Annotated in this window: 12 protein-coding genes; 7 read left to right on the forward strand and 5 right to left on the reverse strand. The window is 62.1% G+C overall.

What is annotated here, in order from left to right; genetic code table 11:
- Positions 1-2 precede the first annotated feature (2 nt).
- The 4 genes from ACQ4WM_RS20035 to tatC all read left to right on the forward strand — a co-directional run bounded on the left by ACQ4WM_RS20035 (position 3) and on the right by tatC (position 2,045).
- Positions 3-374, forward strand: a complete 372-nt coding sequence (locus tag ACQ4WM_RS20035; RefSeq protein ID WP_436548417.1) for a histidine triad nucleotide-binding protein — start codon at positions 3-5, stop codon at positions 372-374.
- Between the two features lie 82 nt (positions 375-456).
- Entirely contained in the window at positions 457-693 is a 237-nt protein-coding gene (tatA, locus tag ACQ4WM_RS20040; RefSeq protein WP_436548418.1) for a Sec-independent protein translocase subunit TatA, read from the forward strand.
- A 48-nt stretch (positions 694-741) separates the two neighbouring features.
- Positions 742-1,293, forward strand: coding sequence for a Sec-independent protein translocase protein TatB (gene tatB / locus ACQ4WM_RS20045; protein WP_436548419.1), 552 nt, complete (start codon positions 742-744; stop codon positions 1,291-1,293).
- On the forward strand, positions 1,290-2,045 hold the full coding sequence (tatC, locus tag ACQ4WM_RS20050) for a twin-arginine translocase subunit TatC (protein WP_436548420.1): 756 nt from the start codon (positions 1,290-1,292) through the stop codon (positions 2,043-2,045). The genes tatB and tatC overlap by 4 nt, the downstream gene beginning before the upstream one ends.
- Positions 2,046-2,137: 92 nt before the next feature.
- Here tatC and ACQ4WM_RS20055 read toward each other — a convergent pair whose 3' ends face one another.
- The 4 genes from ACQ4WM_RS20055 to ACQ4WM_RS20070 form a co-directional block, all read right to left on the reverse strand.
- Entirely contained in the window at positions 2,138-3,973 is a 1,836-nt protein-coding gene (locus ACQ4WM_RS20055) for a DUF885 domain-containing protein (RefSeq protein ID WP_436548536.1), read from the reverse strand.
- 166 nt (positions 3,974-4,139) lie between these two features.
- Positions 4,140-4,634, reverse strand: a complete 495-nt coding sequence (locus ACQ4WM_RS20060; protein WP_436548421.1) for a hypothetical protein — start codon at positions 4,632-4,634, stop codon at positions 4,140-4,142.
- 67 nt (positions 4,635-4,701) lie between these two features.
- Complete coding sequence (locus tag ACQ4WM_RS20065) at positions 4,702-8,871, reverse strand: SNF2-related protein (RefSeq protein WP_436548422.1); 4,170 nt, start codon at positions 8,869-8,871, stop codon at positions 4,702-4,704.
- Between the two features lie 30 nt (positions 8,872-8,901).
- Complete coding sequence (locus ACQ4WM_RS20070; RefSeq protein ID WP_436548423.1) at positions 8,902-10,848, reverse strand: S9 family peptidase; 1,947 nt, start codon at positions 10,846-10,848, stop codon at positions 8,902-8,904.
- 157 nt (positions 10,849-11,005) lie between these two features.
- Between ACQ4WM_RS20070 and hemE the strand changes: the two genes are divergently transcribed.
- The 3 genes from hemE (at position 11,006) to ACQ4WM_RS20085 (ending at position 16,475) form a co-directional block, all read left to right on the forward strand.
- Complete coding sequence (hemE, locus tag ACQ4WM_RS20075; RefSeq protein ID WP_436548424.1) at positions 11,006-12,091, forward strand: uroporphyrinogen decarboxylase; 1,086 nt, start codon at positions 11,006-11,008, stop codon at positions 12,089-12,091.
- 753 nt (positions 12,092-12,844) lie between these two features.
- Positions 12,845-14,866: a primosomal protein N' gene (locus ACQ4WM_RS20080; protein ID WP_436548425.1), complete on the forward strand. Its 2,022-nt coding sequence runs from the start codon at positions 12,845-12,847 to the stop codon at positions 14,864-14,866.
- Between the two features lie 148 nt (positions 14,867-15,014).
- Positions 15,015-16,475 carry a dihydrolipoyl dehydrogenase gene (locus ACQ4WM_RS20085; protein WP_436548426.1) on the forward strand — a complete coding sequence of 487 codons (1,461 nt, stop codon included), beginning with the start codon at positions 15,015-15,017 and terminating at the stop codon, positions 16,473-16,475.
- 134 nt (positions 16,476-16,609) lie between these two features.
- Here ACQ4WM_RS20085 and ACQ4WM_RS20090 read toward each other — a convergent pair whose 3' ends face one another.
- Entirely contained in the window at positions 16,610-17,095 is a 486-nt protein-coding gene (locus tag ACQ4WM_RS20090) for an SRPBCC family protein (RefSeq protein ID WP_436548427.1), read from the reverse strand.
- Positions 17,096-17,149 lie beyond the last annotated feature (54 nt).

Consider the following 17,149-nt stretch of genomic DNA (forward strand, 5'->3'; position numbering starts at 1 on the left):
GCGTGGATAACTGTATTTTCTGCAAGATCGCTGCAAAACAGATTCCGTCGACCATTGTGTACGAGGACGACGACTTGCTCGCCTTTAAAGATATCAACCCGGCCGCACCCGTGCATCTGCTGTTGATCCCGAAACGCCATGTGGCGACCCTGTCCGATTGCGACGACAGCCATGTGGACGTGCTGGGCAAGCTGTTGCGCCTGGCGCCGAAGCTGGCGGCCGAATTCGGCTGCGCTGTCAGCATGGACGCCGATGGCGTGCCATCGGGCGGCTTCAAGACCCTGGTCAACAGCGGTCCGGACGGCGGCCAGGAGGTGTACCACCTGCATATGCATGTATATGGTGGCCCGCGTCCATGGCGCGGCCAGCACTGACTTTACGCAACCGGCAAGGTTCGCGTGTATACTACCGGCATTGGTTGACGCTACTCGGGCGCTGTCCCGCAAGGAGAATGTGATGGGTTCATTGAGTATTTGGCACTGGCTGATCGTCCTCGTGATCGTGATGCTGGTTTTTGGCACCAAGAAACTGGGCAATATGGGCGGTGATATCGGCAAGGCAGTCAAAGGCTTCAAGGATGGCATCAAGGGCGACGACGAAAAACCGCCCGTGAATACCCCTCCCGTGCCGCCATCGCAAGTGGCCGACAAAAGCACGATCGACGTCGACACGAAAGAGAAAAGCAAGTTCTGATGGCGTGGCGGGGCCTGTGCCTTGCCCGTCTGAAGCACTTGAACGCTTATGATCGATCTCGGTCTCTCTAAAATCGCCATCATTGGCGTGGTGGCGCTGATCGTTATCGGCCCGGAAAAGCTGCCCAAGGTGGCACGCATGGCCGGTACCCTGTATGGCCGGGCGCAGCGCTACCTGAACCAGGTGAAATCCGAAGTCACGCGTGAAATCGAACTCGAAGAGCTGAAAAACCTGCAGAAAGAAGTGCAGGAGGCGGCCGAGTCGGTCAAGCAGAGCGTGGAGAAATCCATGCATGGCGTGGAAAATTCGATTTCAGGTAATCTTGCCGAGGTGGAAAACGCCTGGCGCGGCGATACTTCCGTGTATGCGGCGCAGGACCACGACGGCCACGATGCGCATGAAGCCATGCTGCGCGCCACCCAGGATGACCTGGCACGCAAGGCGCGCGAGTTCCGCCGCAAGAAACTGGTGCGCAATTCCGCCATTCCCGGCTGGTATAAACAGCGCCATGGCGGCAAGCAGCATGTGCAGTCGGCCGCTGCCCGCGTGGCGCGCTTCAGGCCGCGCAGCGCCTCCTCCCCATCGTCTTTTTATTCATGAGCGACAAATCTCCGGTGGAAGACACCTTTATCTCGCATCTGGTCGAGTTGCGCGACCGCCTGGTCAAGGCTTCGATCGGCATCGCGGTGGTGTGCGCAGTGCTGTTTTATTGGCCCGGCCCGGCCCAGATCTACGACTTTATCGCCGCGCCGATGATCGCCTCGCTGCCGGTCGGCTCGAAAATGATCGCCACTGGCGTCATTTCGCCGTTCCTGGTACCGATGAAGGTCACGCTGGTGATCTCCATTATCGTTGCCCTGCCGTGGGTGCTGTACCAGATGTGGGCATTTATCGCCCCTGGTTTGTACACGCATGAAAAGCGGCTGGTCGCGCCACTGGTGATCTCGTCCTCGCTGCTGTTCATGGCCGGCGTGGCCTTCTGCTATTTCTTTGTATTTGGCCGCGTGTTTCATTTCATCAGCAACTTTTCACCGACGTCGATTGCGGTGACCCCCGATATTGAAAACTACCTCGATTTCGTCATGTCGATGTGCCTGGCCTTTGGCGCCACCTTCGAAGTACCGGTGGTGGTGGTGATCCTGGTGCGCATGGGTCTGGTCAGCATTGTCAAGCTCAAGGAAGTGCGCCCCTACGTAATCGTTGGCGCCTTCGTGATCGCCGCCATCGTCACGCCACCCGATATCGTCAGCCAGTTCGCGCTGGCCCTCCCGATGTGTCTGCTGTTCGAACTGGGCCTGCTGGTGGCGCCGATGTTTGTCAGGGCCACGCAGGCGCCGGAAGAAGCCTCCTAGACGTTTTGCCGTGCGCCATGCAAAAAAGCCGCTGTCTTCCCTGGAAGCAGCGGCTTTTTTAATGTTTGGAGCAAACGCTATCGGTTAAAGCTTTACTGCATCAGTTCCTTGATCACCTTGACCGGCGCACTGCCGTAGCTGAGGAATTGCTCATGGAAATCCTTCAGCACGAAGCGGCTGCCCAGTGCCTGCTTGCGCTGTTCACGCAGGTCCATGATTTCGCTGTAGCCACTGAAGTAGCTGGTCAGTTGCACCGAACTGAGTTGTACACGGCGCCACTTTTCCGTCGCTTCGCGCCTGGTCTGGAAGGCCTGGCGCGTCAGCAGGTCGATCGCCTGCGCTTCCGTCATGCCCAGCACGTGCACGCTGTAATCGAGGATGGTGTTGGTGACGCTGCGCAAGTTCCACTTCGAGTACATCAGCCACATTTCCGCTTCATTGTTGCCATAGCCCGATTCAAGCATCATGCGCTCGCCGTACACGGCCCAGCCCTCGACCATGGCGCCGTTGCCGAAGATGGACTTGATCAGCGAAGGCGACTTGTTGGCATAGACCAGCTGGGTGTAATGGCCGGGAATCGCTTCGTGAATATTCAGGATCTGCAAGATCCAGTGGTTATATTCGCGCAAGCTGCTTTCCGCCTGTTCCGGCGTTTCGCCGTCGAGCGGCGTCACGTTGTAATAGGTGCGGTCCTGTGGACGATACGGGCCAGGCGCTTCGATGCTGGCGCCGGCCACGCCGCGCTGGTACGGCGGCGTTTCGCGCACCACCAGCGGTTTTTGCGGGTCCATCGTCAGCAGGTTGTGGCTGGTGACCCATTCTTGCAGTTGCGGAATCTGGCGGCGGATTTCCGGCACAAAATCTGCCGGCGCCACATGGTTGCTGGACAGCTTGTCGATCACCATGCCGATCTTCTGGTTGCGGTCCTGTGGCTTGGCGACGTTGCCCATGGTTTTGGTCCACAGCTCGTCGGACAGGCTGTCCATGTGTTCAAGCAGTTTTTCACGCGCCGCCAGGGCCTTCTGGTACATCTGCTCGGCGCTGACGCTGGCCTGGATATCGTAATTGAACTTCTGTTCGTACAGCTCCTTGCCGATGCGGAAAGAACGCGCGCCGTTTTGCGCCAGGGCGGCGTCCTGTTCCGTCAGCCATGCGGCATAGCCTTGCACGGCCGTGCGCGCCGCCGTGACGCGCGTGTTGTACAGCTGCTTTTCGGTCGGCGTCAGGATAGACGCCTGCGCTGCCTTGTTCAGGTCGTCGAGCACGGTCAGCACGCCGGCGCTCTGGGCAATCGCCAGTTGCGTATGCTCGCGGGTCGGGTTGACGATGCTGGCACGCGCGGCCACATAGTATTGCGGCACGGTGGCGATGCGCTTGAGCAGGGTGCGCAGGCGCTGTGGCTGCGAAGCGTATTCCGTGTTGAGGATGTAGTCGATGGAACTGGCCACGTTGTACATGGCCGGATTCCATTCGAATTCGCGGAAGGTGGTCAGGTACCAGCGGTCCGACTGCAGCTTGTTGGTCAGCAGGGCCAGGTCGGTGCGTTGTTTGTCCGACATTTTGCTGCCATCGAGCTTGCCGAATTTTTCCAGCCACTCGTCGATAAAGGCCAGCTGGCGCTGGCGGTAGGCCGCGTCCGGGATGGTCAGGTTGGCCGCGCCATCATACTTGCCGGCGGAAATCGCGCTTTCCGGATCGAGGCGCCACAGATTGGTCAGGAACTGGCCACTGAGGTAATTCATGGTGCGGTCGCGGCTGTTTTCAGTGGTGGCGGCCGCTGCGGCAGTGGCTGTGGCAGTGGCGCCGGCGACGGCCGCCTTCTTGCCGGTGCTGGCCTTGCCGTTTTTCTGCGGTTTCCCGGCGGCGCCGGCCGGCGACAGCGTGAACGCCATCATCAATGCTGCGAGTGCAACTTTGTTTCTTATCATCATAAGTATTCTCTTGATTATTTGGTTATTTGTGTTTATCAGTAAATATTAAACTGATAATGTCGGTAACAAACAACGATTGCACCCCCTGCTGTGCTTGCCGTGGCGGTGCAAAGATTAGCATCAATCGCCGGCGTTGCGCCAGCTTTACACGAGGCTCCGGGTTTCAGGCGACGACGGCGCGGCTGTCCAGCAGCTCCTGCAGCCGGCTGTTGATGGTGTCGACGGCCTGCTTGCCGCGCGCCATGCCGCTCGCGTGAATCACCGTTTGTCGCGTGGCGCGCAGGCCGATACGCACTGTGTATGAGCGGAACAGCCAGCTCCAGAAGTTGGTCTCGGCACTGGCCTGGTCCATGTCACGCCACAGCACGCCCGTCAGTTTTTTCTTCCATGGCAAGATGCCGGAAGCGAGCCACACGCCCGCCTCGTCGTAATACAACTGATGGCTGCGGATGGTCAGCAGGCGGTAGCCGACGATCAGCGCCGAGCCGATCAGTACGATAAAGGCGGCGCGCGTGTTGTACTTGAACGCCAGCGGCAGGGCGGCGAAAAACAGCAGCACCGCGATCGTGAAAGTGCCGGCATACGCGGTCCAGGACTTGCCGCATAAAAAAATCGCACGCGGGCTGGCGTTGGTGGAAATGGCAAGTGGGTCGGTCATGGGCGCAATCGTAATCCAGGGAAAAAACATCATCGCATGGAATCAAGCCGCCCGTTTCGCGCCACGCTTATTTTTTCAAGCCTTCCTGCAGCATGCCCAACATATCCTGGGCCGACATGCGCGCGGCCGCGTCGCTGCCTTCGAGCAGGCTGTCGGCCAGGTCGCGCTTGTGCTGGTGCAATTCGACGATGCCTTCCTCGATCGTGTGTTTGGCCACCAGCCGGTAGATGGTCACCGGGCGCAGCTGCCCCATGCGGTGGGCACGGTCCGACGCTTGGTCTTCCACCGCCGGATTCCACCACGGGTCCATATGGATCACGTAGTCGGCCGCCGTCAGGTTGATGCCCATGCCGCCCGCTTTCAGGCTGATCAGGAACACCTCGCCCTCGCCCGCCTGGAAGGCGTCGACGCGCCGCTTGCGCTCCTGCATGGTGGTACTGCCGTCGAGATACTGGTATTGCACGCCATGCTGTTCCAGGTGCTGGCGGATCAGGGTCAGATGGTCGACAAACTGGCTGAATACCAGTACCTTGTGGCGGTTTTCCAGCAAGCCCGACAGCAGTCCGGCAAACGCCGCCAGCTTGCTGCTGGCCAGGCCCAGTTCCGGCGCCACCAGCTGCGGGTTGCAGCAGGCGCGGCGCAGCTTCATGATTTCGGCCAGGATCTGGATGGCTTTTTTCGAGGCAGGCCCTTCCACCATCGCCAGCTTTTCCAGCGCTTCGCGGCGCAACGACTCATACAAGGCGGTCTCTTGCGGCGACAATTGCACTTCCAGCACGATCTCCGTGCGCGGTGGCAGTTCCGACAGCACTTGCGTCTTGGTGCGGCGCAAGATGAACGGCGCGATCAGGCGGCGCAGCCGCAAACGGGCGCCGGCTGCGGCGCGCTTGTCCTGGTCTTTTTCGATCGGGCCGGCAAAACGCAGGTTGAACTGGTCCAGCGTACCGAGCAAACCGGGGTTGATGAAGCGGAACAGATTCCACAATTCACCCAGGTGATTTTCCAGCGGTGTGCCGCTGGCCACCATGCGAAAGTCCCCCTGCAGCGCCATCACCGCCTGCGAGCGCTTGGTTGCGCCGTTCTTGATGGCCTGCGCTTCATCGAGCACAATCGTATGCCAGCGCACGCCGGCAAACAGCGCCGCTTCCTGCTGCAGCAAACCATAGCTGGTCACCACCAGGTCGAATGGCTGCAGCTTGTCGAGCATGTCGGCACGGTCGCCGTTGCCAAACAGTTTCAGCTGCAGGGTGGGCGCGAAGCGCTGCGCCTCGGATAGCCAGTTCATGCACACGGAAGTTGGCGCCACCACCAGCGTCGGCCCGTTCGGTGCGCGCGACAAGATCAGCGCCAGCGCCTGCAGCGTCTTGCCGAGACCCATGTCGTCGGCCAGGCAGGCGCCCACGCCCCAGTTGGCCAGGCGCGCCAGCCACTCGAAGCCGGCCAGCTGGTAGTCGCGCAGGTCCGCTTGCAAGGTGGAGGGCAGTTGTGGCGTAAAGTCGTCCAGCGCACGCAGGCGCAGCAGGTGTTCGCGCCACAGCTTGTCGGCTTTCACGCCGCCCGCATCATTGGCCAGCTCTTCCAGCGCAAACGCTGCCAGCGGATGGATCTGCACGCCATCTTCCTGCAGCTGCCCATAGGCGGCCAGTTCGGACAGGCGCCGGTGCAGTTCGTCGCTGAGCGCCAGGAACTGGTTGTCGCCCAGCGCCACGAAGCGGCTCTTGTTGTTCTGCATCAGGTCCAGCAGCGCGCGCAGGTCCATCACCTTGTCTTCGTCGATCTGCACTTCGCCGCTGGCGGCAAACCAGTCTTTTTCACTTTTGATATTGAGCCGCATCTGGCCGCTGTCGATGCGTTTCGACACGCGCATCGATTCGCCTTCGGGCCAGGCCAGCACCAGCCCGGCGGGATCGAGCTCCTGCAGTTCCACCAGCAATTGCAGGGACAGCGACGGCTGGCCCAGCAGCCATTCGCCATGCTCTTCCTCGGCCTGTTCCAGCACCAGACACTTGCCTATCAGCTGGCGCTGCGCTTCGCGCTCGGCGTTCAGGTCGCGCCGCGCCTGCACCGCGCGCCCGGCGACGTCGGCAAACACGCTTTCGGCGCCGCTGCCGGGGGCATAGTAAGCGCCGCTGTCGACCAGTGGGCGCACCAGGATCTGCATTTTGAGGCCCTGGCTGTAGGGCAGCAGGTGGACGTGCAGGCGCGGATCGGCCGTGATCACTTCGGCGTCTACCACACCGCCGCCGATATCGGATTGCACCGTGACGATCGACGAGATGGCGGCGATCGCCTGCAGCACCTGTTTTTCCGCATGCAGCGGCACCGACAAGCCCAGGCCGACGATGGCGGCGATGCGCCGGTGCTCGTCCTGGATATGCACCACGCGCAAGCGGGTCGGGGTTTCCTTTACCACCACCACGTCGACCGCTTCCTCCGGTACGGGGGGCTGCAGGCCCAGCCACAACTGGCCGTCGTGCGACTTGATCAACAGTTCCGGCGCGCCGGCCAGCAACTCCACGCGCGTGTCCGGTGCGTCGAGCCAGAATACCAGCGGGTGCCCTACCAGCAGCAGGGCCGCCTTGTCGGGCACGATTTCATGGCGCGGCGCCGATGAGTAATATTGCTTGAAGGGCAGGATGCTGGCCGCCGCGCGCACATCGTGCGGTGTCAGGAAATCGAGCTCGTGCGCGTCTTCAGCCAGGCGTTTCAGACTCATCGCGCGGCCCTTGCTCCAGCCGCCACGCGCGTCGCGCTTCTGTTCGCGCACTTCCACCGCCGTCAGGCCGTAACGGGTGTCGAAGGCCACCAGCCACACCAGCCGCGAAGCGCTGCCCGGTGCTTCGCTGGTGGCGCCTGGCTGCAGATTGATCAGCGCGCTCAGCTGGCGCTGCCATGCTTCCTGGCGCTCGAACCACGGAGCCATGTCGGTCAAGCCATGTTTGGCGCGCAGGGCCGTGGCCTGGCGTTCCCGGGCCGTATCACCAGATAAACCCAGCAAGCCGGCCGCATGCGCCGCGATCAGCTCGTAGCCTGCCGCCTGGGCCTGTGTCACCAGTGCCAGCAGCTCCGGCTGGTGCCCGGCGAACTGCGGCAGCGACAGCCAGTAATACAGCAAACCCTGGAACAGCTGCGCCTGCAAGGCGGTTTCCCAGTGGCGCGTTGGCACCAGTTCGGCCTGCATCACGCCGGCGCGCACCAGGCGCAGCATATGCAGCTGCTGGTAGACGGTGCTGTCGTGGTTGGGCTGGGCTCGCACGGCGATATCGAGATAGGTCTCGGCCGTTTTCAGGTGCTTGGCGTCACCGCTTTTCAATAGTGCCAGCATGTACAGGTGGCCGCCGATGCCGGTAAACAGCAGCTTGCGCTTGCTGTTTTCCTTGCGAAGCGCTTTCAGGGCTGCTTCAAAGCCGGCCAGCGCCTGGGCATGTTCGCCGCGCAGCACGGCGATGGTGCTGTCGATATACAGGGTCTGCGCGCCTTCCAGGCCGGCCAGGTAAGCGGCTGCCTGCTCCAGCTCACCGCACAGGATGGCGTCTTCAGCCAGGGCAAGCGGCAGCGCCGGGGCAATCCAGTCGCCGGCCGCCGTCTGCGCCGCGAAATGCGTGCGGGCATAGACGCGAATGGCCGGCGCCATGGCGGGCTCGCGCGGCGCATTGGCCAGCAGCACGGCCAGGATCTCGTCCTGCAGCTGCGGCACGATATACGGCAGCATCGCCGGTTCGAACGGCCGGCCGCAAATCTCGATCAGCGGATGCAGCTGCTGCGCTTCATAGCAGGCCATGCAGGCGGCCAGCAGGCTGGCTACCTGGCTGCGTTCGTCATTGCGCAACAGCGCGATGCGCAAGCGCGCCACGCCTTGCCGGTAGCTGCGCAACTCCACATAGCCGTCCCAGTTGCGGCGCACCGGGTTGATGGTTTCGATCGCGTGGCACAGGTCGCGAAAATGCAGGTGTTCGATCGCCTCGCGCATGGCCGGCCAGCGCAGTTTCGCTTCGCAGGCAAAGCCGCGCCCCACCACCTCGGTCGCCAGCGCCAGGCGTGCCAGCCGCTGCAGCATCTCTGTTACCGTGGTCAATTTGAAGGGCGTGCAGTCGGGTTCGCCGATATTGGCGCGCTGCAGGTGTTCATACACGGCGTGCTTGCCGACCGGCTCGCCGACGATGGCCAGCAAGGCGAGGATCATCTTCTCGTGCAGGTGCAGGGCGTCGAATTGTTCAAGCAATTGCTGGTCGGTCATGCGGCTGTTCTTGGTGAGTGAATGAAACGATCAGGCTGGCAGATTGTCGATCTGCACCGGCGCCTCGCCTTGCGGCGTGGCCAGCCGCAACACGCGCCGATAAAAATACAGTTCTGCTTCCAGGGTGCGGATAATGTTTTCGGCCTTGCGGAAACCATGGCCTTCGCCCTCCAGTGGCACATAGGCGACCGGCACGCCACCGGCTTTCAGGGCGTCGACCATCAACTGCGACTGCTGCGGCGGCACCACCTTGTCGTCCAGGCCCTGGAAGAAAATCATCGGCCGCGACAGTTTATCGGTGTGGTGGATCGGCGAACGGGCCCGGTACAGCGCTTCGGCCTCGGGCTGCGAAGCGATCAGGTAGTCATTGTAGTGCGATTCGAATTTGTGCGAATCGAGGTCCAGCCCTTTCAGGTCCGATACGCCATAGTAGCTGGCGCCGGCCTTGAACACATCGTGGAAGGTCAGCGCGCACAAGGTGGTCAGGCCGCCGGCGCTGCCGCCGCGGATGATCAGGCGCTCGCCATCGGCCAGGCCCTGTTCGACCAGGTAGCGCGCGCCGGCGATGCAGTCATCCACGTCGACGATGCCCCATTGGCCGCGCAGCGCGTCGCGGTATTGCCGGCCAAAGCCGCTGCTGCCGCCATAGTTGACGTCGAGCACACCGATGCCGCGGCTGGTCCAGTACTGCGTCGCCAGCTTCAGGGTATTGCTGGCCATGCTGGTCGGGCCGCCATGGCTGATGACGATGACAGGCGGCAGGGTATCGGCTGGTGCTTGCACGTCGCCATTGACCGGTGGATAGAAAAACGCGTGCGCGGTGCGGCCGCCGGTCGTCGGGTAGCTGATGCTGCGCGGCACCGACAAGTAGTCGAGTGCAGGCAGCTCGGTGATCGATTGCGCCAGCACTTCCAGTTCATGGTTCGACAGGTCGATGCGCGCCAGTTCCAGCGCGATGGTGGGGCTGCCGCCCAGCAAGGCCACATAGCCGGGCCCGACCCGCAGTTCGCGGATTTCCTGGTACGGGTGCGGCAAGGCTTCCAGCCTGGCCGCGCCCACCGTCAGGCGGGCCAGGTGGCTCACGCCCTGCACGATATAGCTGCAAATGAGTTCATCGTCGGAGACGAAACCGTACAGGCTGCCGCCAAAGGTCCAGTGCGGCGTGGCAAATTCGGCTTCCATCGGGCACAGCGCTTCCACCGCGCCGCCGTGCAGGCGGTACAGATTCCACCAGCCACTGCGGTCCGACACAAAATGCAGCACGCCGGCGGGCGACCATTCCGGCTGGCATATCGATTCGCTTGCGCTGCCCGCCACCAGGCGTGGCGTGCCCAGGCCGCCGTCAGGCTGCACCTCGGCCAGCCACAACTCAGTGCCCTGCCACGGCAGACGCGGATGGTCCCAGGTAATCCAGGCCAGTTGCCGGCCATCCGCTGACAAACGCGGCGCGGCATAAAAATCGTGGCCCTGCGCCAATACCGTTTCGGTGCCATCGAAGCCGACCGCCGCCAGGGTGTTTTCGGGATGGGCATGGCCTTGTGCCGGATGCTGTTCGCGCACCGCGATCAGGCGGTCGCGCGCGTGGTCGACCACGAAGTCGGCATAACGGGTATTGCCGCCGGCGCTGAACGCTTCGGGCGCAGCGTCGCCCTCGATGCGGTACAAGCGGTTGTCAAGAAAATGTGAAAAATATACGCTTTCGCCGTCGATGGCATAGGCGCCGCCGCCGTATTCATGCACGCGCGTGCGCAGATTGAACGGCGCCGGCGTGATCTCGTCGACACGCGCGCCGCGCTGGCGCAGCAGGGTGTTGCGGCCCGCTTCGCTGGCGCGCCCCGCCAGCCAGTACACATCGCCGCCGTCCGCACCGCCCAGCGCCAGCTGGGTCAGCGGCGAAGCACCGGCCGCGACGATGTCGGCGCTGATTGGCGAAGGCCAGGTGCCGTAGGGGATGACGGGGGCGGTAGTGGATGTCATGCGGAACTCCATTGTTGGATGGGGCGTCAGGCGCCAGGCGTGCATCATCATAAAGGAAGGCGACCCGCTGCGCCAATGCTGCAAACCGTTACCGGAATCAATGAAGTGGCGGCAATTGGATGCGATAATACCGCTTCTCCCAGCCCGATTGCTTGCCATGCCACAATTTGCTCCGCTCCAGAACGACACCTTTTTGCGCGCCCTGCTGCGCCAGCCGACCGAGCATACGCCAGTGTGGCTGATGCGCCAGGCCGGCCGCTACCTGCCTGAATACCGCGCCACGCGCGAGCGGGCCGGTTCCTTCCTGGGCCTGGCGAAAAATCCCGATTACGCCACCGAAGTGACCTTGCAGCCTCTGGCGCGTTTTCCACTCGATGCAGCGATTTTGTTTTCCGATATCCTGACCGTGCCCGACGCGATGGGCCTGGGCCTGTATTTCGCCGATGGCGAAGGCCCTAAATTCGAGCGTCCGCTGCGCACCGAGCAGGACGTGATGGCCTTGCAAGTACCGGACCTGGAGTCGCTCGACTACGTCTTCAAGGCTGTCACGCAGATCCGTACCGAACTCAATGGCCGGGTGCCGCTGATCGGCTTTTCCGGCAGCCCGTGGACCCTGGCGTGCTACATGGTGGAGGGCGGCGGCTCGAAGGAATTCCATACCATCAAGAAAATGCTGTACAACCGCCCCGAGCTGATGCACCACATCCTGGCGATCAACGCCACCTCGGTGGCGCAATACCTGAACGCGCAGATCGATGCCGGCGCGCAAGCGGTCATGATTTTCGATTCCTGGGGCGGTGCGCTGGCCGATGGCGCCTACCAGGAGTTTTCGCTGGCCTATATGCAGCAGGTGGTGGCGCAACTGAAACGCAACAAGGATGGCGTGAAGATTCCCGCCATCGTGTTTACCAAGGGCGGCGGCCAATGGATAGAGCAGATCGCCGATATCGGCGCCGACGCCGTCGGCCTGGACTGGACCGTCAACCTGACGCGCGCGCGCCAGCTGGTGGGCCATAAAGTCGGCCTGCAGGGCAATCTGGACCCGGCCATCCTGTTTGCCAGCCCGGACCAGATCCGCGCCGAAGTGGCCAAGGTCCTCAATGCCTTTGGTGCGCCGTCCGAAGGCACCGGCCACGTATTCAACCTTGGCCATGGCATTTCCCAGTTCACCCCGCCAGAATCGGTGGAAGCCATGGTGGAAGCCGTGCACAGCCAGAGCCGCGCCATGCGTAGCGGCCAGTAAGATCGCCCGCAGGCACTGCAAAGGCAGGTTTTCCACAGGAAGCCTGCCTTTTTCACGTGCGCGACGGCAGCTGGAAAGCCGACTTATGCACAATTTTTTTTGCTGCGGAAATAAAAGGCACTCGCGCATGCATGCCCGGGAGAGTATTGCAAGTGGTTGATTTTTAAGGGATAAAAAACAGCTTTGATGGACTATCTTGCAGTATCTGGCAAGGTTGTTCTGCCTGGTGGCGCCGTTGTTCCTTCATTGTCCACAAAGTTATCAACAGATTCTGTGGATAAAAATGAAAAGTATTTTGTTTACCGGGACTTAGCGGCGATCTGCAGGTTTTACATGAGAAGCATGGTTTGAGCGCGCTGGCCTGGCACCAACTTGCCGCTGTTACGCTGGTGTATTACTTTGCGCCGATATCGCGAAAATGCCTTGATGCATATCATGAACACCGCGCTTAATGCCCGGAAACAAGAAACCGAATTGCTCAGTTATGCACAGCTGCCGAGTAAAGCCTGCCATTTTAGCCATGCCCGTTGCAAGTTTTTAAGCCATTGATTTTAAACGTTTAATTTATTTTTCGTGCGCTCTTGACGGTAATTGGCATTGTATGCAATGGAAATTTGGAAAGTTAATTTTTCTTTGTCCACAAAGTTATCCACAGAATTATCTTCAGGCTTGGCCTGCTTTACCGGCCAGACCAAGTATCATGGCCGGCCGTGCGCCCACCGCATTGTTATCAACCTGGAATAGGCAAGACCCATGGCGCAGTGCATCCTGAAAATCGCGCTCGATACCCCTCTCAACGTCCTGTTCGACTATCGCTGGAGCAGCGACGACGCGCCCCTGCCGCAGATCGGGCAACTGGCGCTGGTGCCGTTCGGCCGGCGCGAAGTGATGGGCCTGATCGTCGGCGTGGCCGGCAGCACCGAGGTACCCGATGCGAAAATGAAAGATGTGCTGGCCGTGCGCAGCCAGCTCACGCCGCTGTCGGCGCAATGGCTGGCGCTGGCCGCGTTTGCCGCCGACTACTACCAGCGTCCGCTCGGTGAAGTGGCGCTGCCGGGGCTGCCAAAAAACCTGCGGGTGCTGACTACCGTGGCGCTCGACCGCGCCATCAAGAAGCTGGCCAAGCTGAACGATGCGCATGACGGCAGGCCGCTGAACATGCCGCCGCTCAACCCTGCCCAGCAGGAAGCGGCCGATGCCATCGGTGGCGCGCAAGGTTTCAAACCGACCCTGCTGTACGGCGTGACGGGCAGCGGCAAGACCGAAGTCTATCTGCAGGCCTGCGCCCAGGTGCTGGCGCGCGAGGAGGCGGCGCAGATCCTGATCCTGGTGCCGGAGATCAACCTCACGCCCCAGCTGGAAGGCAATATCCGCGCGCGCTTTCCCGGCGTCATGCTGGCTACCTTGCACAGCAGCCTGTCCGAAGGCGAGCGCATGCTGCACTGGCTTGCCGCCCACCAGGGCCAGGCGCGCATCGTGCTGGGCACGCGGCTGGCCATCCTGGCATCGTTGCCTAATTTGAAATTGATTGTTATCGACGAGGAGCACGATCCTTCCTACAAGCAGCAGGAAGGCTTGCGCTATTCGGCGCGCGACCTGGCCGTGTGGCGCGCCTGGCAGCTGCAGATCCCCATCGTGCTCGGTTCGGCCACGCCGTCGCTGGAAAGCTGGCACCACGCGCAGACGGGACGCTACCGCAAGCTCGAATTGCGCGAGCGGGCCGTCAAAAATGCCGTGCTGCCGCGTGTCAAGCTGCTCGACATGGAACGCGACAAGCCGAAGGACGGCCTGACCTCGCACCTGGTGGCGGCCCTGAAACTGCGCATGGAGCGCGGCGAGCAGTCGCTGCTGTTCCTGAACCGGCGCGGCTATTCGCCCGTGATCTGCTGCGAATCGTGCGGCTGGATCAGCAATTGCACCCGTTGCACCTCGTTCATGGTGCTGCACAAGCCCGAACACCGGCTGCGCTGCCACCATTGCAGCCTGGAACTGCGCATTCCGCGCCATTGCCCCACTTGCGGCAATGTCGACCTGCAACCGCTGGGGCGTGGCACGCAGCGCGTCGAAGAGGGCTTGCAGCAACTGTTTCCCGAAGCGCGCATTTTACGGATCGATGCCGATTCCACGCGCAAGAAAGGTAGCGCGCAGGAAGCGTTCGATACCGTGCACCGCGGCGAGGTCGATATCCTGATCGGCACGCAGATGGTGGCCAAGGGCCACGATTTCAAAAAGCTGACCCTGGTCGGTATCTTGAATCCCGACACGGCGCTGTTTTCGCAGGACTATCGCGCCAGCGAGCGCCTGTTCGCGCAGCTGATGCAGGTGGCGGGCAGGGCGGGACGGGCCGCGCAGACCGAGGGCGGCAGCGTCTCCGAGGTGCTGATCCAGACCCGCTATGCGCGCCATCCGCTGTACGACGCGGTGGTCAACCATGATTACGACCATTTCGCCACCACCTTGCTGGAAGAGCGGGCCCATGCGGCGTTGCCGCCGTACCTGTTCCAGGCGCTGCTGCGTGCCGAAGCGCCGGAACTGGCGAGCGCCATCGAGTTCTTGCAGGCGGCCAAGGATTGCCTGGCGCATCCGGCGATTACCATCAACGATCCGATTCCGATGAGCATGACGCGTGTCTACAACGTCGACCGCGCCCAGCTGCTGCTCGAATCGGCGTCGCGGCCCGCGTTGCAGGCCTTTCTGAAGGAATGGCTGGCCGAGCTGCGCGCCATGAAGACGCGCGTGAAATGGTCGCTGGAAGTCGATCCGCTCGATATCTGATCAATGCAGCCAGGCCCGCGCCGGGCGCACGATCTGCTCGGACAGCAATTTGGTAAACGGCGTATATACGAATTGCCGCTTGGTAAAACCTTTTTCATGCCAACAGAGTAGTATGCATGCTCATCGAATGACCTCTGTGGCGGCAATAATGAACAACAATATCAAGACTATCAAGGTGGATGTGGCCGTGATCGGCAGCGGCACGGCCGGCCTGACGGCGCACAAGGCGGCGCGCCTGCACGGCAAGCGCGTGCTGATGATGGAAAGCGGCCCTTATGGCACCACTTGTGCGCGGGTCGGCTGCATGCCCAGCAAACTGCTGATCTCGGCCGCCGAAGCGGCCCACGCTGTAACGGCCGCGCCCGCGTTCGGCGTGCATCCGGGCGCGCTGCGGATCGACGGCCAGCAAGTGATGGCGCGCGTGCGCAGCGAGCGCGACCGCTTTGTCGGCTTCGTGCTCGAAGGCGTCGATGCGATTGCCGATGAAGAAAAATTGCGCGGCCACGCCCGCTTTATCGCCCCCGGCAAGCTGCAGGTCGATGAACACACCATCGTCGAAGCGGCGAGCGTGGTGATCGCCACCGGTTCTTCGCCCATCGTGCCGCCGGAATGGAAGGCGGCCGGCGAGCGCGTGATCACCAGCGATGCCGTGTTTGGCTGGACCGACCTGCCGCGCTCGCTGGCGGTGGTCGGCGCCGGCGTGATCGGCCTGGAACTGGGGCAGGCGCTGGCCCGCCTGGGCGTACGCGTGACCCTGTTTGCACGTGGCGCCAGAGTGGCGCAGCTGACCGATCCGCTGGTGCTGGCAGAGGCCGGCAAAGTGCTGGCCGGGCAATTCGATATCCGCTTCCAGACCAGCGTCGCGCATATCGCAAAAACCGACGATGGACTGGGCCTGCTGCTGACCAGCCGCGATGGCGAAGGGAAGGAAAAAACCGAGCAGTTCGAGTATGTGCTGGCCGCCATTGGCCGCAGCCCGAATGTGCACGGTATCGGCCTGGAAACGGCGCAGATCGAACTCGACCGCCATGGCGTGCCCTTGTACGACAAGCACACCATGCAGTGCGGCAAGAGCAGCATCTTTATCGCCGGCGACGCCAGCGACGAACTGCCGCTGCTGCCCGAGGCGGCCGACCAGGGCCGTATCGCCGGCGACAATGCGGCGCGTTTTCCCGATGTGCAGCCGGGCCTGCGCCGCACGCCGCTGGGCGTGGCATTCACCGAACCGCAGATTGCCACCGTCGGCGCCACCTACCAGCAGCTGTGCATCAGCCATGTGGGCCGTTTTGCCGTTGGCGCCGTGTCATTCGGCAACCAGGGCCGCAGCCGGGTGATGCTGCAAAACAAAGGCATGCTGCGTGTGTATGCCGAGTTCGGCAGCCAGCGTTTCCTGGGCGCCGAGATGATAGCCCCGCGCGCCGAGCACCTGGGCCATTTGCTGGCCTGGGCTTGCCAGGCGCAGCTGACGGTGCACGCCATGCTCGACATGCCGTTCTACCATCCGGTGATCGAAGAGGGCGTGCGCACGGCCTTGCGCGAACTGGCGCTGCACCTGCAAAAAGGCCCGGGCGATGTGCCGGACTGCGTCGACTGCACGCCCGGTACTTGAGCTTCAGATGGTTTATAACACCTGACAAAACCGTAGCGAGCGGCAGTGATTTGTTGCCGAGAAGCGCAGCTGTGCTGGAGCACAGTGAGCATCACAGGCCGCAAAGCGCGACGCGCAGTAGGTTTGGTCAGATGTTAATTCAGAAGGCCGGCGTCGAGGCGACCCTCGGCCGCCAGCTCGCGCAGTATGCGGATGGTGTCGATATCGGACTCCTGGTAGGCCGAGCGGCGGAAGTCGTCGTACATGGCGTTGGCCGCATCGGTGGCCGCGTCATTGCCGTCGTCATACTGGAAACGCACCCACAGGCTGTGTTCATCCGGCATTTCGATGGTCATCACCAGCGAGGAGGCGCTGATATCCTTTTGCGCCGCCACTGCATAGCGCACCTGTAATTGCGGCAGCAGCACGACCTTGTCTTCGATCACCAGTTCGCCATAGCGCAGGCGGCGTGAAAAACCGTTGTCGGTGCGCTCGCTGATCTCGCACTCGTCCAGGTGCGGCACGAACAGCTTGGGCGACTCGGCGCGCAATACCAGGCCACGCCAGACCTGTTCGACCGTCAAGGTATCGATCAGCGGGTTGAGGGGATCGTTGATTTCAATCAGATGTTCAAATTTCATGGGGCGGCCATTCAAGAGGTTGGGGCGCAAGGCCGGAGTGATAGCTGGAATAAT

The organism is Janthinobacterium longum, from assembly GCF_051380735.1.
Taxonomy (GTDB): domain Bacteria; phylum Pseudomonadota; class Gammaproteobacteria; order Burkholderiales; family Burkholderiaceae_D; genus Janthinobacterium.

What these genes read in the sequence shown, in the direction of transcription:
- tatA (WP_436548418.1), top strand. Translation starts at nt 457, where the DNA reads ATGGGTTCATTGAGTATTTGGCACTGGCTGATCGTCCTCGTGATCGTG.
- tatB (WP_436548419.1), top strand. Translation starts at nt 742, where the DNA reads ATGATCGATCTCGGTCTCTCTAAAATCGCCATCATTGGCGTGGTGGCG.
- tatC (WP_436548420.1), top strand. Translation starts at nt 1,290, where the DNA reads ATGAGCGACAAATCTCCGGTGGAAGACACCTTTATCTCGCATCTGGTC.
- ACQ4WM_RS20055 (WP_436548536.1), bottom strand. Translation starts at nt 3,973, where the DNA reads ATGATAAGAAACAAAGTTGCACTCGCAGCATTGATGATGGCGTTCACG.
- ACQ4WM_RS20060 (WP_436548421.1), bottom strand. Translation starts at nt 4,634, where the DNA reads ATGACCGACCCACTTGCCATTTCCACCAACGCCAGCCCGCGTGCGATT.
- ACQ4WM_RS20065 (WP_436548422.1), bottom strand. Translation starts at nt 8,871, where the DNA reads ATGACCGACCAGCAATTGCTTGAACAATTCGACGCCCTGCACCTGCAC.
- ACQ4WM_RS20070 (WP_436548423.1), bottom strand. Translation starts at nt 10,848, where the DNA reads ATGACATCCACTACCGCCCCCGTCATCCCCTACGGCACCTGGCCTTCG.
- hemE (WP_436548424.1), top strand. Translation starts at nt 11,006, where the DNA reads ATGCCACAATTTGCTCCGCTCCAGAACGACACCTTTTTGCGCGCCCTG.
- ACQ4WM_RS20080 (WP_436548425.1), top strand. Translation starts at nt 12,845, where the DNA reads ATGGCGCAGTGCATCCTGAAAATCGCGCTCGATACCCCTCTCAACGTC.
- ACQ4WM_RS20085 (WP_436548426.1), top strand. Translation starts at nt 15,015, where the DNA reads ATGAACAACAATATCAAGACTATCAAGGTGGATGTGGCCGTGATCGGC.
- ACQ4WM_RS20090 (WP_436548427.1), bottom strand. Translation starts at nt 17,095, where the DNA reads ATGAAATTTGAACATCTGATTGAAATCAACGATCCCCTCAACCCGCTG.